We start from the raw sequence: 17,029 nt of genomic DNA, 5'->3' as shown, positions 1-17,029 counted from the left end.
TATTTCCTAATCTCTAGCTATAAACGCACCTTTAAACTGACCACTAGATATGAAATCACGAGCTTCAGCTTCGCTTCTAAATCCTGTTAAAAATACCCTATAAATTGGCTCACCATTTAAACTATACTCACGAACTGTTGTTTTATAAATTCCGTTTGTATTATTATATTGAGTTTTATAGGTATTTGCTCCAGCAAGGCGTCTAAATGCGCCAATTTGCACCATAAAATTACCGCCTGTATATGTGTGGGTTTTAGCCGTTTTATTAGCCGGAGTCTCAACCTGTCCGTAAAATCCTATAACTTCAAGCTTTACTGGAACTGTTCCATCAGCAATCATAGCAATTTCTAAAGCTGCGGCTTTAGATAAATCAATAACCCTACCAGCTACAAATGGTCCTCTGTCATTTATTCTTACTGTGGTTGTTTTGCCATTTTTTAAACTTGTAACTTTAACCATTGTATTCATTGGCAAGGTTTTATGAGCTGCAGTTAGAGCATGCATATTATATGTTTCGCCATTGCTTGTTTTTTTGCCATGAAAATTTGGTCCATACCAGCTAGCAATACCTGTAGCTGTATCACCTACTTCTACTACTGTTGGGTAATATGTTTTACCATTTATTGTATATGGTCTCATTGTAGATTCTTGATTGCTAGCACCACCATTTTGTATAGTTTCAAAATCTGAACCTGAGTAGTTTGAACCATATCCTGAGCCTAAATAGCCACCTGAATACCCCGAACCTGAGTAGTGTGGGATACTCTTTGTAGAACATCCGCTAAATAATGCACCCGCTAGCGCTATGACTGATAATTTAGTGAGGTATGACAAGATTTTCTCCTATTGCTAATTTCATATTTGTTTTGCTATTTGCCTTTATAATTTCATCCACTTCTACGCCAAATTTACGTGAAATCATTCCAAGTGTATCACCCTTTTTAACCTGATACTCATAGATTGTTTTAGCATTTGCTGGGACGGCAAGTTTATAGTTTGATTTTATCTTACTTATATTATTATACTCTTTAATATCGCTTGCTTTAATATTTAACTTTTTAGCAATAATTTCAAAAGTATCACCTTTTTTAGTATTATAAATTTTACTCTTTGACCCCTCTTTATAATTAGCGACAAACTCCTCTTTTTTAATTGTTGGGATATAAATATAATAAGTCTCCCTATTTGGCGGAGTAAAGCTGTATCTTAAATGAGTATTATATTTGCTAAGATTTTCTAAACTAAATCCGATAGATACAGCCACATCTCTTAAGCTAGTTCCACCTGGAATTTCAACTCTTTTAATACCTATATATGTAGCTGAATTTAGCATTGAACTATCTTTTGAGATTAGAAAATCACTATCATTTGCCACATATGCCATCATTATAATTTTACGTAGATAATCTCTGCTTTCTAACGAAAGGTACTTTTTCTTTGGGTTTAAAAGCACCATTATATCATCACTTCCAGCTAATTTTATAGCTTTGCTTAATTTTCCCTCTCCTGCATTGTAAGCTAAAATAGCTAGATACCACTTGCCAAACCTATCTTTTAATCTTTCTAAATAATCAATAGCGGCATGTGTAGCTTGCAATGGATCTCGTCTCTCATCTACATACTTATCAACTTCTAAATTATGCAGCTTTGCAGTACTAGGGATAAACTGCCAAATTCCAGCTGCTTTAGCTCCAGAGGTTGCTCTATTTGATAACTTAGATTCTACAATAGCTAAATATAATAAAAAATTTGGAGCATTTCGCTCTTTTAAGACATCTTTTATTATAGCAGCATGCTTATACTCTTTAGTTATTGTATTTATAAATTCTTTCTTTGTCATATCCATTCGAACATTTTTAAGTAGTAAAAAATGCTCATCGTTTATATATTTTGGGTCAATATCAAGCTCTTTTAATACCCTAATTTCTTTTTGAAAATTATAATCTGAAACCATAAACCCAAATGAGCAACTACAGCTTAAAAGTATAAATAAAACTATGGCAAATATTCTCATCTCTCTCCTTAAATTCCAAATAATCTATTTGCATTTTGCGTTGTAATACTCTCAACATCGCTCCTGCTAAGTCCTAAAATATCAGCCATTTTATCAGCTACATATGTCGTAAATGCTGGCTCATTTCTCTTACCCCTGTGAGGTTCAGGAGTAAGATATGGCGCATCAGTTTCAAGCACAAGTCTATCAAGCGGAATCTTAGGTAAAATTTCAACTAATTTTTTTCCATTTTTAAAAGTTAAAACGCCACCTATTCCATAATAAAATTTACTGCTTAATTCAAGCAAGATAGGACTAGCATTAAAACAATGCAAAACTCCGCCAACTAGCCTACTTTCGTACTCTTTTAAAATTTTTAGACTATCCTCGTTTGCATCTCTAATATGCACAATAAGCGGCAAACCAAGCTCCACGGCTAATTCAATTTGACTGATAAAAGCCTCTTTTTGTTTGGCTTTATAACTATCTATATCTGTTGCTGGTAGTCTAAAATAGTCTAGTCCACACTCGCCTATAGCTATACATTTTGACTCTTTAGCAAATTTACACAAAATATCTATATCATACCCATCGATTTCATATGGATGCACTCCAGCAGCAAAGTATATATTTTCATTTGAATTTGCTATTTCTAACGCTTTTGGCAGATCATTTATATCTGCTCCTGGAATTATAATCTTTTGCACTCCGCTATCAAATGCACTTTTTATTACGCTACTAATATCATCAAATCTAGCATCATCTAGATGACAATGTGTATCTATAATCATAAAATTTCTACCCTATTTTTACCATTTAATTTTGCTTTTGTTAAAGCTTTATATCCTATATTTATTGCTTGATCAATTTTGAGCGAATTATCAAAAAGACAAACTCCTACTGAAATAGTTGGGCGAATAGCTGAGGCGACTACTAAATTTGCAACCTTTGATCTAATTTGCGCCATAATTCTTACACTCTCATCAAAGCTAACTTTATCTAAAATCACACCAAATTCACCACCGCTAAGGCGCGCTACAATCATTCCCTTTAGCTCATTTCTAAGCATAGATGCCACATGCGCTATAACTCTATCGCATAGATCAAAGCCAAATTTAGCATTTATATCTCTTAATCCATCAATATCAATAATTGCGATGCTAAATTCTGCTTTTCGCTCTGCTAAATTTTTTACATAATTAAAAAAATAACGCCTATTAAATAACTTTGTTAATGGATCATATTTTTTATATAGTTCGATATTAATCTCATCTTGCATAGCTTTTAGATTGCTATCTACTCTATATATAATCTCCTCTTTACTAAAAGGCACAGAGATAAAATCATTTGCACCATTTTTTAGAAATTTTGCCGCCACATCGTTATCGCTAGCTGCTACTACGATTAGGCCTAGATGATTTTTATTTTTATTTTGGCGAATTTGACGCATTAAATCAAATCCATTGATAACTGGCATATTATAGGCTGTTAAAATTAGTTTAATATCTGGATTATCCTCTAAATAATTTAACGCCTCCTCGCCATGTGCTGCAGTAAAAACTTTATAAAGTTGCGAATTTAAAATCTCTTTTAGCTGATTTCTCACGCTCATAGACGGCTCGACTATCATAACCTTATAGCTACGATTTCTACATAGTCTATTAATTGTTTCAAAGATATAATTAATCGCATCAAGATTATCTTTTACTACATAATCAACAATATTTTTTTGCATAAAGAGCTTTTTTAAATTCTCATCTACACTACCAGTTAAAATAATAGCTAAGATATTTTTAGATAGTACATAATCAACCACTTCACCATCTGGTGCATCAGGTAAATTAATATCAAGTAAAGCAATAAAAAAGTCATCATTTTCCTCAATAGCCTCAATCGCCTCTGCGTAACTATGTGTTACTACGATATCCATATCAACATGTGCGTTCATCTTTTTAGCTATTAGCTTAGCTAAGGCTTTATTATCCTCGACTATAAGGACTCTCTCACGCATGATAACCCCATCTTAATTTAATATTCAAAGCCTTGATTATACTCAAATTAGACTTTAACACTCATTAAAGCAATAACTTCTTAGCAAATTCAGTCGCCTCTTGCGTTATACTTTCACCACTTATCATACGCGATAACTCCATTACTCTTTCATCCATATTTAACTCTTTTGCAGTAGAGCCTTTTATATCTTTTTGTACTAAAAAGTGATGATGGGCTTTTGAGCTAAGTTGAGGCTGATGTGAAATAGCAAAAATTTGATATAAGCTTGATAGTTCTATCAATACATTTGCTATACTCATAGCCTCTTTGCCACTTAGATTAGCGTCTATTTCATCAAGGATTAACACTCCACCACCAAGACCGCTAATCTTAGCTTCACTAGCGATAAAAGCTAATCTTAAACGATTTATCTCTCCACTACTTAGAGTTTTTAAATTTGAACTATTTAAATTTATATCTACTAAATCAGCACCATTTATATCTAAATTTTTACTATTTAAATCCATATCAATCTTATCCATATATAGATCTTTTAGATATCCATTTACCATACTCTCTAGCTCTTTTATAGCTTTAAAACGCTCTTTTGTTATAGCTTCTGAAGAGCTTTTAAGCTCATTTGATAATTTTGTAAATTTAGATACTAAATCAGATTTTTGAAACTCTATATTTTCATAATGGGCTAATTCACTCTTTCTTTTTTTTAATATCTCTAGACACTCTTCTATACTTCCATATCGTTTTATTAAAGCATTTAAACTCTCTATGCGATCTAAAATCTCCTCAATGTCCAATCCTTCAAACTCATCAAAATCCACACTACTTCTAGCTATTTTAAGCTCATTTAAAGCATCGCTAAAAAATCCACTATCAATCTCGCTAATATGCAAAGCGTCCATTACTGCTTTCTCATAGGCAAATATCGCTTCAGCCTTACTCCACGCCTCTTCTATCTTATCTTTTTTACTAAGACGCTTTTTAATAGCATTAAGCTCTTCAAATTCTCCCACCTTAGGAGAAACTTGCTCGATCTTTTCTATCTCAAATTTAGCAAAATCTCTAAGCTCATCGATCTTTTTTTCCTCTTCATTTATCTTATCTAGATCTTTTTTAACGCTCAAAAATTCACCAAATTTCTCTTTAAATTTGATTAAATTCTGATTATGATTTTTAGATTTTTTACTAGCTAAAATATCTAAAAGATTAAGCAATCTACTATTTTCAAACTCTGTAATATCTCTAGCGCTTAGATATTTTAAATGGCGACTAGCAACTAAATTTAAATTTTTTTTCGATATTGATTGATTATTTATAAAGTATCTTGTACTCTTATCTTTTAAGAGTTTAAAGCAGTTTATACTCTCTTCTTCAATCCCAAACTCATCTAATCCTAACTTACACTCTATATCAGCTTCAATTAGTCTAGCATCACTATCTTTGTAGCCAAAAACGCTTAATATCGCCCCCATCAAAACGCTCTTTCCAGCACCACTCACACCTGTAAATACACTAAGCCCAGAGCCAAATTTAAGCTCTAATTCATTAAAACTTAAATAATCTTTAAGATAAATTCTCTCTATCACTGCTGACCCCATCTTAATTTCTCTTTTAATACACCAAAATAGTCCCGCCCCTTTTGCCTTAGTAAATTCACTCTAATATCGCTCACGCCGATATCCACACTATCAAATTCAATCAAATCAAATCTATCTTGCCCATCTATTAGCACCACCACATCATCATTACTTCTAAACTCCAGCCTAAACTCCCTAGGTAAAACAAGCGGCCTTTGAGTAAGGCTATGAGAGCATATCGGCGTAACGCTATAAGCATCACACAAAGGATGGATAATAGGCCCTCCAGCGCTCATATTATATGCAGTTGAACCCATCGCAGAGCTAATTATTACCCCATCACCAAAATATGAATTAAAATACTTTGAGTTTAAAAACGCGTCAATATGCGAAGTGGTATCGATCTTTTTACGCATTAAAACAATATCATTAAAGGCTAATTTTGTAGTTATTTTGCCATTTTTATTGAAATTTGCCCTAAGCATATATGGACGCTCAACATCATAAATTCCAGCCAAAAATTGATCTAAAAATCCACCAAATCCATCCAAGGTAGAATCAGTCAAAAATCCCAAATGCCCAGTATGAACCCCATATATATAAGCCTCGCTTTGTGCTGCTCTCCTGCAAGTAGCTATGAAATTACCATCGCCGCCTAAAGAGATAATAACTCTAGCTCTTTTAGTTAGCTCATCAAACTCATATCCTTTCATGCCAAGACTACTAGCCACATGAGACTCAAATATAACATCAATTGAGCGACTTTTTATAATCTTTATAATCTTTAATAACGCATCTTTTTGCTCTATTGGATCTCTAGTTGTAATTGCTATAGTATTTAAATTTTTATGAATTTTAGACATAACTCTCCCCTAAAAGCCAAATTCTACACAAAAAAATATAATATAAAGTATAATAATAAAATGAAATTTAACTTTACCCGCTCACTAGTCAAAATTTCTAATAAAAGTTTTATAAAATTTAATGTATAATTGCCACTTTTTACAAACGAAAGGATTAATATGCGGAGTCATTACTGCACCGACTTAGACGCACAAGATATCGGTAAAAGCGTCAGTCTATGTGGTTGGGCAAATTCATACCGAGACCACGGCGGCGTTATATTTATAGATCTTCGTGATAGAAGTGGAATTATCCAGCTTGTATGCGATCCAGCAGACAGCAAATCAGCACACGAAATAGCATCAAAAGTTAGAGATGAATATGTCTTAAGAGCCAAAGGCAAGATAAGAGCTAGGGGTGAGGGACTAGTAAATCCAAAGCTAAAAACCGGCGAGATTGAAGTCATAATAGATGAGCTAATCATTGAAAATGAGAGCGCTCCACTACCTTTTGTAATCGGCGATAATAGCGTTGGTGAAGATATTAGGCTTAAATATCGCTTTTTGGATTTAAGAAATGAAGATAGCCTAAGTAAATTTCAACTTCGCTCAAAAGCTAGCATAGCGTGTAGAAATGCCCTTGATAGATTAGGATTTTTAGAGGTTGAAACCCCTATGCTAACTCGTGCTACACCTGAGGGCGCAAGGGATTATCTAGTGCCTAGCCGTGTTCATCCTGGCGAATTCTACGCCCTACCACAAAGCCCACAGCTCTTTAAACAGCTATTAATGTGTGCTGGATTTGATAAGTATTTTCAAATCGCAAGGTGCTTTAGAGATGAAGATTTAAGAGCTGATCGCCAACCTGAATTCACTCAAATAGATGTTGAAATGAGCTTTTGCGATCAAGAAGATGTGATAAAAGTTGGCGAAGAGGTGTTAAAAGATATATTTGCAGCTTGTGGGCATAATATTCAAATTCCATTTAAAAGAATGAGTTATAAAGATGCTATGGAGCTTTATGGTAGTGATAAGCCAGATCTTAGATTTGATCTAGCTATGGTTGATGTAATCGATATCTTCGCTAAATCAAATAATCAAATTTTTAGCACTCCAGCACAAGATCCAAAGAAAAATAGAGCCAAAGCTATAAAAGTCCCAAATGGAGATAATATATTTAGCAAACGCCAAATGCAAAGATTTGAAGAATTTGTCCGTAAATTTGGCGCTAAAGGCTTAGCATTTATCCAAATAAAAGATCCAAAAGATACAGCCGGACAAGATAACTGCGTAAATTTTGATGGACTTAGCCTAAAAGGGCCACTAGTTAGATTTTTTGATCCAAGCGATCTAAAAGAGCTAGTTTCTAGAATAGATCTTAAAATCGGTGATGTCGTATTTTTCGGTATCGGAGAGAAAAAAACCGTGCTTGATTATATGGGGCGATTTAGAATTTTCTTAGCTAATGAGCTTGGTATAATAGATCAAAAATCATTAGAATTTTTATGGGTTGTAGATTTCCCTATGTTTGAGCAAAATGATGATGGTAGCTACTCAGCGATGCACCATCCGTTCACAATGCCTAATAACCCAGATGAGCCAAATTTAGAAGATATCACGAGCATAGCTTATGATGTTGTCTTAAATGGTGTTGAGCTTGGCGGTGGAAGCATTAGAATTCACAAAAATGATATCCAACAAAAGGTCTTTAAACTTCTTAAAATAGATGAAAACGAACAAAGAGAGAAATTTGGATTTTTACTTGATGCGCTTAGTTTTGGTGCGCCTCCGCATGGTGGATTTGCTATAGGTTTAGATAGACTTATTATGCTAGTTACAAACTCATCAAGTATAAGAGATGTTATAGCATTCCCTAAAACTCAAAAAGCCTCATGTCTAATGACTCAAGCCCCAAGTGGCGTAGATGCTCATCAGTTAAGAGATTTAGGATTAAGATTAAGAGAAAAGGAAAAATAATGAAAAAGCTATTTTTAATAATAGGCGCCCCAGGCAGCGGAAAGACTACAGACGCTAGCATAATAGCTAAAAACGATTCTAAATTTAGCCACTATTCAACAGGCGATCTATTAAGAGCTGAAGTAGCTAGTGGTAGCGATCTTGGTCGCTTGATAGATAGCTTCATCTCTAAAGGCAATCTAGTTCCACTAGATGTGGTTGTAAATACCATAGTTAGTGCTATCAAATCTAGCCCTACAGAGTATATTTTAATAGATGGCTATCCACGAAGTGTAGAGCAAATGTTAGAACTTGATAAGGTCTTATCAAATACAAATGATGTTAAACTAAGTGGCGTTATAGAAGTGGATGTAAGCGAACAAGTCGCAAGAGAGAGAGTCTTAGGCAGAGCTAGAGGCGCTGATGATAATGATGAAGTCTTTAATAACAGAATGAAAGTCTATCTAGCCCCACTTAAAGAGATTAGAGATTTTTATAGTAGCAAATCCCTGCTTCGCAATATTAATGGCGAACGAACCATCGAAGAGATCGTAAGCGATATGGCAAATTTATTAAACACTATGATAAAGGAGTAAATTATGGATATAAGTAAAATCAAAGCTGGTAGTAACCCAGATAAACTAAACGCAGTAATCGAGATCCCATATGGATCAAATATCAAATACGAAATAGACAAAGATAGCGGTGCTGTCGTGGTAGATCGCGTGCTATACTCAGCTATGTTTTATCCAGCTAATTATGGATTTATCCCATCAACTCTAGCTGATGATGGCGATCCAGCTGATGTTTTAGTCTTAAACGAATACCCACTTCAAGCCGGTAGTGTGATACCTTGTCGCTTAATTGGCGTTTTGGTAATGGAAGATGAGAGCGGTATGGATGAAAAGCTCTTAGCGGTCCCAGTAACCAAAATCGACCCTAGATATGATGGTATCAAAAGCATAGATGACCTACCAAAAGCCACGCTTGATAAGATCAAAAATTTCTTTGAAACTTACAAAATGCTTGAACCAAATAAATGGGTAAAAGTCAAAGGTTTCGAAGATGCTAAAAAAGCTCAAGATATCTTAGACAAAGCTATCAAAGCTTACAAATAACCTTAATGTGGCAAAATCTTGCCACATTAATTAAATTTAAATTATCAACTAAAGGATTAAAATGATAATCTGCGAAGAGTCCTATCCAGAGATTTTAGACATTATCGCCTCCAAGCTCACAACTGCTGATATAGAGCTTTTATTAGTTGATAGCGATACTATGCATCAAATAAATTTAAAAGAGCGCAAAATAGATAAAACAACAGATGTTTTAAGCTTTCCGCTCCACTATATCCCACATTTTCCAATCGGCTCAATAGTTATAAATACAGACCTAGCAATGACTAAAGCCAATGAACTAGGACACACAATAGATGAAGAGATAGCTCTACTTTTTACTCATGGATTACTTCATATTCTTGGATATGACCATGAAAACGATGATGGACAGATGAGAAGAAAAGAAATTGAAATCTTAAATGAGCTAAATTTACCAGATAGCCTAATAGTAAGAACATTAGATGAGTAGTAGGGATTAGCCCTACTATCTTTTAGAATCTACCATTTAGTGATAGATAGTATCTTCTACCTTCATCTACTCTATCATATGTATTTACATATGCATCTTTACCTTTGTTTTTATAAGTTTCAAATCCATCTGTAAAATCTTTATCGAATAGATTATATACTCCAGCATTTAGGCTCCAATTTTTATTTATCTCATATGAAGCACCCAAAGAGGCTAAAAATACATTTTGATAATACTCCCTATTTATATTATCATTCCCCATATATCTATCTATCTGCCACTCACCTTTTATCCATGGAGTGATTTTTTTAGTTATAGAGTAGTCAGCTTTAGCTACTATATTATGCTTTAAGCTTCCTTCTTCTGGTTTGCCTATGCTATCTTTAGTAGCACTATCTTTAATCTCAGTATCTAGATATGTATAGGACAAATTTAAATTCATATCACTAATAGGTCTAAGTCCAGCGCTAACTTCTACACCCATATACTGCACTTCACCATGATTTATAGCTTGAGAGCATGAGCTACCTCCAGTAGCACTTGCGTTACAATTTCCTATATTAGGTATAGCTTCGCCTTGATTGTATGATGTGCTTGAAATTTTATCTTTAAAATCAGTGATAAATCCAGTTACAGCCATATCAAATATATCATCACTATAGCCCATGCCTAGCTCATAGTTTATCGATGTCTCCTCTTTTAGATCTGGATTACCGTATGTTGGGGTTTTGCCTTGACCGCTATAGTTATACTCTCCAGCTATTAGCTTATTTGCTGTAGGAGCTTTAAAGCCTGTTGATACACCACCTTTAAATGTGAAGTTATCATTTAGATTATAGACTAGATACGCTCTTGGAGAGATATTATTACCAAATGTCTCATGGTAGTTATATCTAGCACCTAGTGTTAATCTTAAATTTTCTAATATCGAATACTCATCTTCAGCAAATGCCGCTATAGCATACTGGCTAAATCTGCTTGGACTAGCTATCTTATCTTGCATTTTTTCTAGTTTATACTCAGCCCCAACGCTTAATATATTACTTTGACCAATTGGAATCACAGCCTTAGTATCAGCTATATAGTCTTGAGCTAAGATATCTCTATTTTGTCCTTTATATGGATTTTGTGCTACAACTAATCTACTATCATTAGTTACGCGGTTATACTGAATACCTGAATTTATAGTAAATCCATCATACACACCCTCATGCGTTAGATAGGTTACTAACTTTTCTACATCCATAGTTGGTTCATAGCCGCCTTTTGCTCCTACTGTACCAAGCTGCCCCTCTCTATTATCATAGTGATTTCTAGCATAATCTATATCAAATGTAAATGTATTTGCATCATCATGCATATAGTTTAATCTTGTGCCTATATTATAGTTATTAGCCTTTGTTGGGCTTTCACCTTGACTTCTATCTAATTCTTTACCATGTTCATTTCTATATATTACATTTGATTGCTCTCTATAGCTTTGAGAGTATCTAAATGTAGCGCCTAGTTTATTCTCTATTAATGGACCATCAGCATAGATATTAAATCCATATAAATTTCCCCACTGATTATCCTCATTTATTAAGGTATTTAATCCAAATGAAGCACCCCACTCATCGCCAACCTTTTTAGTGATGATATTTACCACGCCACCTAATGCCTCTGAGCCATATAGGGTACTCATAGGACCTTTTATAACCTCAATTCTTTCAATACTAGAAAGTGGCGGCAAAAATGCGTTCATCACCTCACCAAATCCATTTGGTCCTATATCGCCACTAATACCTTGACGTCTTCCATCGACTAAGATTAGTACATATCCATTACCTAAACTGCGTATAGATATATTATTCGCACCAGTTTTGCCAGGTGCTGATATATCAACTCCTGGTATATCAGATATAGCCTCAGCTACATCTCTATATGGCTTTCTTTCCAAATCTTTTTTGGTAATGACATTCATTGTTGCTGGAGCTTCTTTAATCTCTTGAGAGAATCCCGAAGCCGTAACAACCACCTCATCTAATGCGTATTTATCACTGGCTAGAGCGCAATTTGATATATATGCGATTGCAGCTACAGAAAGTAAATATTTTTTATTCATAAATTCACCTTTAAAAAATTAATAGTGGAATTATATGATAATAATTATTAAAATAGATTTAAAAGCAAGCCAAATTTAACTAAATTTAAATATCAAATAAATCAAAATATTATCTAAGTTATTATTTAAAATTCGATTCAAAAGCCTAAAACTAGATGCTTTTGATTATAATTTAATAGATGAATTTAATAATATATCAAGTTTAGCTAATGTATAATTACAAATTATCCGTCTAAATTTCAAATTATAAGGGGAGCTTATGAGTAAGCAAATCGAAGGGTTTCTTGGTATAAGCGAGGATCGCAAGAAAAGTAGAATTCCTGCAAAACTCGATCTTATTCAAAGTGGAACTGGGCTATTCCTAGGACTATTTATGTGGGCACATATGCTGTTTGTATCTACCATACTATTTGGTGAAGATGTCTATAATCAAGTTGTGCATATTTTAGAGCTTAGATTTATGTATGATAGCCCAAATATGAGCTATGTTACTAGCTTTTTGGCAGCTTGTGTGCTTGTAATCTTTTTTGTCCATGCTGCGCTTGGTATGAGAAAAATGCCTATCAATTTTAGACAATGGCAAATTTATCGTGCTCACGCAACTCGTATGAAACACGAAGATACAACACTTTGGTGGATTCAGGCTTGTACTGGATTTATTATGTTTTTCCTTGGGTCAGCACACCTAATCATCATCATCACAAATTCAGATCAAATCGCCCTACTAGCTGATGGCACACTTGGATCAGCTGAGCGTGTTTATAGCCATTTTATGTGGTTATTTTATCTAGTATTGCTTTTTGCTGTTGAACTTCACGGAAGTATCGGTCTATACAGACTATGCGTGAAATGGGGATGGTTTGAGGGCAAAGATGCCAAAGCAACTCGTAAAAATCTAAAAAAAGCTAAATGGATTTTAAGCGTATTCTTTATAGCTCTTGGACTATTAAGCCTTGGGGCATTTCTTAAAATCGCTATGAACTAGGAGTATAGTATGAATGTAAAATATTATGATGCATTAGTAATCGGCGGTGGTCTAGCTGGTTTAAGAGCTGCTGTAGCCGCTGCTGATAAGGGTCTTAGCACCGTAGTTTTAAGCCTATGTCCTGTCAAAAGAAGCCACTCTGCTGCCGCTCAAGGCGGTATGCAAGCAAGCCTTGGTAACTCAAAAATGAGTGAAGGCGATAATGAAGATGTGCATTTTGCTGATACTGTCAAAGGTAGCGACTGGGGATGCGATCAAGAAGTTGCTAGAATGTTTGTCCAAACCGCACCTAAAGCAATTCGTGAGCTTGCTAGTTGGGGCGTGCCTTGGACTAGAATCACAAAAGGCAAAAGAAGTGCTATCATAAACGCACAAAAAACTACAATTGATGAAAAAGAGAGCGTACATGGTCTAATCCATAGCCGTGACTTTGGCGGTACTAAAAAATGGAGAACTTGCTTTACTGCTGATGCTACTGGCCATACAATGCTATTTGGTGTAGCAAATGAAGCTTTAAAACGCAATGTAGAAATTCATGACCGCAAAGAAGCTATAGCTCTTATACATGAAAATAACCGCTGCTATGGTGCGATTGTACGTGATCTAGTAACTGGTGAAATCACAGCTTATGTGGCCAAAGGCACCCTAATCGCAACTGGTGGTTATGGTAGAATTTACAAACACACTACAAATGCCGTAATCTGTGAAGGCACAGGCGCTGCTATCGCTCTTGAGACTGGTATTGCTAGACTTGGCAATATGGAAGCCGTCCAATTCCACCCAACTCCAATTGTCCCAAGCGGTATATTATTAACCGAAGGTTGCCGTGGTGATGGTGGGATATTAAGAGATGTTGATGGATACCGCTTTATGCCTGATTATGAACCAGAGAAAAAAGAGCTAGCTAGCCGTGATGTCGTTAGTCGCCGTATAATGGAGCATATCAGAAATGGCAAAGGGGTTAAAAGCCCTTATGGCGAGCATGTCTGGCTAGATATTAGCATTCTTGGTAGAGAGCATATAGAGAAAAACTTGCGTGATGTCCAAGAAATTTGCCAAATTTTCAATGGTATAGATCCAGCTGATGAAGGTCCAAAAGGTTGGGCGCCTATTCTACCAATGCAACACTACTCAATGGGCGGAATTCGTGTCAAACCAACTGGTGAGAGCCAAACCTTAAAAGGATTATTTAGTTGTGGTGAAGCAGCTTGTTGGGATATGCATGGATTTAACCGCCTTGGTGGAAATAGCGTTGCTGAAACCGTAGTAAGTGGTATGATTATCGGTGATTATTTCGCTGAGTATTGCGATAAAAATGAAGTAGATATCCAAACCAAAACAATAGAGAGCTTTATCAATAAAAGCAAAGAATATCTAAATGAACTCATCAACAAAGATGGCAAATACAATGTATTTGAGATCAAAAATAAGATGAAAGATATAATGTGGGAACATGTGGCTATCTTTAGAACTGGCGATGGTTTAGCCAAAGCTGTAAAAGAGCTAGAAGAGCTATACAAAGAGAGCACAAATGTCAAATTAGAAAATAAAGAGCTATATGGTAATCCTGAGCTTGAAGAGGCTTATCGTGTGCCTAAAATGCTTAAACTAGCTCTATGTGTGGCTTATGGCGCACTTCAAAGAACTGAAAGTCGTGGCGCACACTATAGAGAGGACTATCCAAAAAGAGATGACGCTAACTGGTGTAAGAGAACTTTGGCATATTGGAAAGAAGGCGATACACTCCCAACACTAGAGTATGAAGAGCTAGATATTATGAAAATGGAGATGCCACCAGCATTCCGTGGATATGGTGCTAAAGGCAATATAATAGAAAATCCACTATCAGCTAAACGTCAAGAAGAGGTTGATGCTATTAGAGCAAAACTTGAAGCTGAAGGCAAAAATAGACATGAAATTCAAGATGCTTTAATGCACTATGAACTTCAACCAAAATACAAAGCATTAAACGAAAGAGCAGGTATAGGCTATGAGTAGAAAAATAAAAATTAGAGCATTTAAATACAATCCTCAAAGTAAAGTTAGCAAACCGCACTTTGCTGAGTATGAACTAGAAGAAACCGATGGTATGACACTTTTTATCGCATTAAATCAAATTCGTGAAAAATTTGATCCGGGTCTTAGCTTTGACTTTGTGTGTCGTGCTGGGATCTGTGGAAGCTGCGGTATGGTCGTAAATGGTCGCCCACAACTAGCTTGTAGAACTCTTACCAAAGACTATCCAAGTGGCGTTATAGAGCTTATGCCACTACCTGCATTTAAACTACTTAAAGACTTAAGCGTTGATACAGGTAACTGGATGAATAATATGAGTAAAAGAGTTGAGAGTTGGATACACTCAAATCACACTACTGATATTAGCAAAATGGAAGAAAAAGTAGATCCAGACGCAGCTCAAGAGACCTTTGAGCTTGATCGTTGTATCGAGTGCGGTATCTGTGTAGCAAGTTGTGGAACGGCTCTTATGAGACCTGACTTTATCGGTGCTGTAGGTCTAAACCGTGTAGCTAGATTTAAAGTCGATCCACTAGATAATAGAACAGATGAAGATTTCTATGAGCTTGTAGGTGATGATAATGGTGTCTTTGGTTGTATGAGCTTGCTTGGTTGTGAAGACAACTGCCCTAAACACTTGCCACTTCAAAGCAAAATAGCCTATATGAGACGCAAACTAGCCACTGTAAAATAAACAAATTTAGCTTTTGCTCTCGTTGATAGCGTGGCTTTAAAATCCCAAATTTATTAGAATTTGGGATTTTTTATTATTTTTATTCTTTATTTTTTGTTTATCATTTTTTATTTTTACTCTTTTATTCATCAGCAAAATTTCAATTTCATCTACCTTTATAAAATTAAATTTAACTAAAATATTAATTTTATTGATAGAATATATAAATGCTTAAGTTCAAATTCACTACAATTAATCCTTAAAATACTATATTAAAAGGAAAAATCATGAAAAAAATCGCCATAATCATTATGCTGCTTTTTAGCATAGGTGTAGCTAAAGATTCTAATCTCAATCCAAAAGAACTAGAAACTAATTGCAATAAAGGCGACATGGTATCTTGTATTCTTCTTAGTTATTTATATTATCAAGGTCAAGGTGTAAGACAAGATTATAAAAAATCTGCTCAGCTCTTACAAAAAGCCTGCGATGGTGGAATTGCTAAGGGTTGCGGTATGCTTGGGAATTTATATTTTCAAGGCGAAGGTGTAAGGCAAGATTATAAAAAATCTGCTCAACTCTTACAAAAAGCCTGCGATGGTGGACTTGCTGAGGGTTGCGGTATGCTTGGAGCTTTATATGAAACAGGTTACGGAGTAAGACAGAATAATATTACGGCTAAAGAGCTTTATGGCAAAGCTTGTGATATGGGTTTACAAAAGGGTTGCGATGATTACGCAAGATTAAATCAATAAAGATATGTAAATGGGTATCGGTGCTATATTGACACTATTTAGTTTTGTGCTAGTCTATCTAGTGCAAAAGTTTAAAATAGGAGTTGCTAGGATTTATATCTATATTGGGTATTATTTTATAATGAGCTTAGTTCTATCGTGGAGTGTTGCTAAAGCGTTAGGCGTAGAAAGTGAGTATCTCATCAATCTAGGCCATGGACAGGGATTTTCTATGCTGGTAATAGGATTGACTTTGGGGTTTAGTTTGGTTGTTAGTGGTATTTTAATGTTAATATTTAGACTTTTTAAGCGTAATATAGAAATGAATTTTGGCAGTTTGTTTAGTTATGTTTTTTGGTATTTGAGTTCTATAATACATAATATTTTTGCATTTGTTATATGCATAATAATTTATGCGGTTAGCCAAATGCAAAAAAATGAACCTAAATTTAAAACTTACTTAACTGAGTATATACCAAATGTGGCATTTATTATATTAGTATTGAGCTTTTATGGTAATTTTGCTAGTTAGATAAATTTTAAAATTATAAA

General features: G+C 34.8%; 15 protein-coding genes and 1 pseudogene. 9 read left to right on the top strand and 7 right to left on the bottom strand.

The window, feature by feature from the left end; all coding sequences use genetic code 11:
• Positions 1-6: 6 nt before the first annotated feature.
• From CIGNP91_RS00865 to CIGNP91_RS00840, 6 genes are all read right to left on the bottom strand, one after another.
• On the bottom strand, positions 7-834 hold the full coding sequence (locus CIGNP91_RS00865; RefSeq protein ID WP_236845412.1) for a septal ring lytic transglycosylase RlpA family protein: 828 nt from the start codon (positions 832-834) through the stop codon (positions 7-9).
• A complete protein-coding gene (locus CIGNP91_RS00860; protein WP_086253108.1) occupies positions 818-2,014 on the bottom strand; it encodes a lytic transglycosylase domain-containing protein in 1,197 nt (398 codons plus the stop codon). The genes CIGNP91_RS00865 and CIGNP91_RS00860 overlap by 17 nt, the downstream gene beginning before the upstream one ends.
• 8 nt (positions 2,015-2,022) lie before the next feature.
• The gene (locus tag CIGNP91_RS00855) at positions 2,023-2,784 is read right to left on the bottom strand and encodes a TatD family hydrolase (protein ID WP_086243825.1); all 762 of its coding nucleotides are present in this window, start codon (positions 2,782-2,784) and stop codon (positions 2,023-2,025) included.
• Positions 2,781-4,004, bottom strand: coding sequence for a GGDEF domain-containing response regulator (locus tag CIGNP91_RS00850; RefSeq protein ID WP_086253107.1), 1,224 nt, complete (start codon positions 4,002-4,004; stop codon positions 2,781-2,783). The genes CIGNP91_RS00855 and CIGNP91_RS00850 overlap by 4 nt, the downstream gene beginning before the upstream one ends.
• 64 nt (positions 4,005-4,068) lie before the next feature.
• Positions 4,069-5,589: an AAA family ATPase gene (locus CIGNP91_RS00845; protein WP_086253106.1), complete on the bottom strand. Its 1,521-nt coding sequence runs from the start codon at positions 5,587-5,589 to the stop codon at positions 4,069-4,071.
• A complete protein-coding gene (locus tag CIGNP91_RS00840; RefSeq protein WP_086253105.1) occupies positions 5,586-6,443 on the bottom strand; it encodes an NAD(+) kinase in 858 nt (285 codons plus the stop codon). Before CIGNP91_RS00840 ends, CIGNP91_RS00845 begins: the two co-directional genes overlap by 4 nt.
• A 159-nt stretch (positions 6,444-6,602) precedes the next feature.
• On the opposite strand from CIGNP91_RS00840, the gene aspS reads away from it, so the two are divergent.
• From aspS to ybeY, 4 genes are all read left to right on the top strand, one after another.
• The gene (gene aspS / locus CIGNP91_RS00835) at positions 6,603-8,399 is read left to right on the top strand and encodes an aspartate--tRNA ligase (protein ID WP_086243829.1); all 1,797 of its coding nucleotides are present in this window, start codon (positions 6,603-6,605) and stop codon (positions 8,397-8,399) included.
• Positions 8,399-8,974 (top strand): adenylate kinase, encoded by a 576-nt coding sequence (locus tag CIGNP91_RS00830; RefSeq protein WP_086224167.1) that lies wholly within the window; start codon positions 8,399-8,401, stop codon positions 8,972-8,974. Before aspS ends, CIGNP91_RS00830 begins: the two co-directional genes overlap by 1 nt.
• Before the next feature lie 3 nt (positions 8,975-8,977).
• Entirely contained in the window at positions 8,978-9,496 is a 519-nt protein-coding gene (gene ppa, locus CIGNP91_RS00825; protein ID WP_086227828.1) for an inorganic diphosphatase, read from the top strand.
• Positions 9,497-9,557: 61 nt separating this feature from the next.
• The gene (gene ybeY, locus CIGNP91_RS00820) at positions 9,558-9,965 is read left to right on the top strand and encodes an rRNA maturation RNase YbeY (RefSeq protein WP_086226456.1); all 408 of its coding nucleotides are present in this window, start codon (positions 9,558-9,560) and stop codon (positions 9,963-9,965) included.
• Between the two features lie 22 nt (positions 9,966-9,987).
• On the opposite strand, the gene CIGNP91_RS00815 is transcribed toward ybeY, so the two are convergent.
• Entirely contained in the window at positions 9,988-12,069 is a 2,082-nt protein-coding gene (locus CIGNP91_RS00815) for a TonB-dependent receptor domain-containing protein (protein WP_086253104.1), read from the bottom strand.
• 259 nt (positions 12,070-12,328) lie between these two features.
• Here CIGNP91_RS00815 and CIGNP91_RS00810 point away from each other — a divergent pair.
• The 5 genes and pseudogenes from CIGNP91_RS00810 to CIGNP91_RS00790 all read left to right on the top strand — a co-directional run.
• Positions 12,329-13,042, top strand: a pseudogene (locus tag CIGNP91_RS00810) (fumarate reductase cytochrome b subunit); the annotation flags it as partial.
• Between the two features lie 21 nt (positions 13,043-13,063).
• The gene (locus CIGNP91_RS00805; RefSeq protein WP_086227825.1) at positions 13,064-15,052 is read left to right on the top strand and encodes a fumarate reductase flavoprotein subunit; all 1,989 of its coding nucleotides are present in this window, start codon (positions 13,064-13,066) and stop codon (positions 15,050-15,052) included.
• Complete coding sequence (locus CIGNP91_RS00800; protein ID WP_086233341.1) at positions 15,045-15,764, top strand: fumarate reductase iron-sulfur subunit; 720 nt, start codon at positions 15,045-15,047, stop codon at positions 15,762-15,764. Before CIGNP91_RS00805 ends, CIGNP91_RS00800 begins: the two co-directional genes overlap by 8 nt.
• A 266-nt stretch (positions 15,765-16,030) precedes the next feature.
• A complete protein-coding gene (locus CIGNP91_RS00795; RefSeq protein WP_086253103.1) occupies positions 16,031-16,498 on the top strand; it encodes a tetratricopeptide repeat protein in 468 nt (155 codons plus the stop codon).
• Positions 16,499-16,508: 10 nt separating this feature from the next.
• Positions 16,509-17,009 carry a hypothetical protein gene (locus tag CIGNP91_RS00790; protein WP_086229476.1) on the top strand — a complete coding sequence of 167 codons (501 nt, stop codon included), beginning with the start codon at positions 16,509-16,511 and terminating at the stop codon, positions 17,007-17,009.
• The last annotated feature ends 20 nt before the right edge of the window (positions 17,010-17,029 follow it).

The sequence above is a fragment of the Campylobacter sp. P091 genome (assembly GCF_002138935.1).
Classification (GTDB): Bacteria; Campylobacterota; Campylobacteria; order Campylobacterales; family Campylobacteraceae; genus Campylobacter; species Campylobacter devanensis.
This window is presented reverse-complemented; position numbering and strand designations above follow the sequence as displayed.

What these genes read in the sequence shown, in the direction of transcription:
- CIGNP91_RS00860 (WP_086253108.1), bottom strand. Translation starts at nt 2,014, where the DNA reads ATGAGAATATTTGCCATAGTTTTATTTATACTTTTAAGCTGTAGTTGC.
- CIGNP91_RS00855 (WP_086243825.1), bottom strand. Translation starts at nt 2,784, where the DNA reads ATGATTATAGATACACATTGTCATCTAGATGATGCTAGATTTGATGAT.
- CIGNP91_RS00850 (WP_086253107.1), bottom strand. Translation starts at nt 4,004, where the DNA reads ATGCGTGAGAGAGTCCTTATAGTCGAGGATAATAAAGCCTTAGCTAAG.
- CIGNP91_RS00840 (WP_086253105.1), bottom strand. Translation starts at nt 6,443, where the DNA reads ATGTCTAAAATTCATAAAAATTTAAATACTATAGCAATTACAACTAGA.
- aspS (WP_086243829.1), top strand. Translation starts at nt 6,603, where the DNA reads ATGCGGAGTCATTACTGCACCGACTTAGACGCACAAGATATCGGTAAA.
- CIGNP91_RS00830 (WP_086224167.1), top strand. Translation starts at nt 8,399, where the DNA reads ATGAAAAAGCTATTTTTAATAATAGGCGCCCCAGGCAGCGGAAAGACT.
- ppa (WP_086227828.1), top strand. Translation starts at nt 8,978, where the DNA reads ATGGATATAAGTAAAATCAAAGCTGGTAGTAACCCAGATAAACTAAAC.
- ybeY (WP_086226456.1), top strand. Translation starts at nt 9,558, where the DNA reads ATGATAATCTGCGAAGAGTCCTATCCAGAGATTTTAGACATTATCGCC.
- CIGNP91_RS00815 (WP_086253104.1), bottom strand. Translation starts at nt 12,069, where the DNA reads ATGAATAAAAAATATTTACTTTCTGTAGCTGCAATCGCATATATATCA.
- CIGNP91_RS00805 (WP_086227825.1), top strand. Translation starts at nt 13,064, where the DNA reads ATGAATGTAAAATATTATGATGCATTAGTAATCGGCGGTGGTCTAGCT.
- CIGNP91_RS00800 (WP_086233341.1), top strand. Translation starts at nt 15,045, where the DNA reads ATGAGTAGAAAAATAAAAATTAGAGCATTTAAATACAATCCTCAAAGT.
- CIGNP91_RS00795 (WP_086253103.1), top strand. Translation starts at nt 16,031, where the DNA reads ATGAAAAAAATCGCCATAATCATTATGCTGCTTTTTAGCATAGGTGTA.
- CIGNP91_RS00790 (WP_086229476.1), top strand. Translation starts at nt 16,509, where the DNA reads ATGGGTATCGGTGCTATATTGACACTATTTAGTTTTGTGCTAGTCTAT.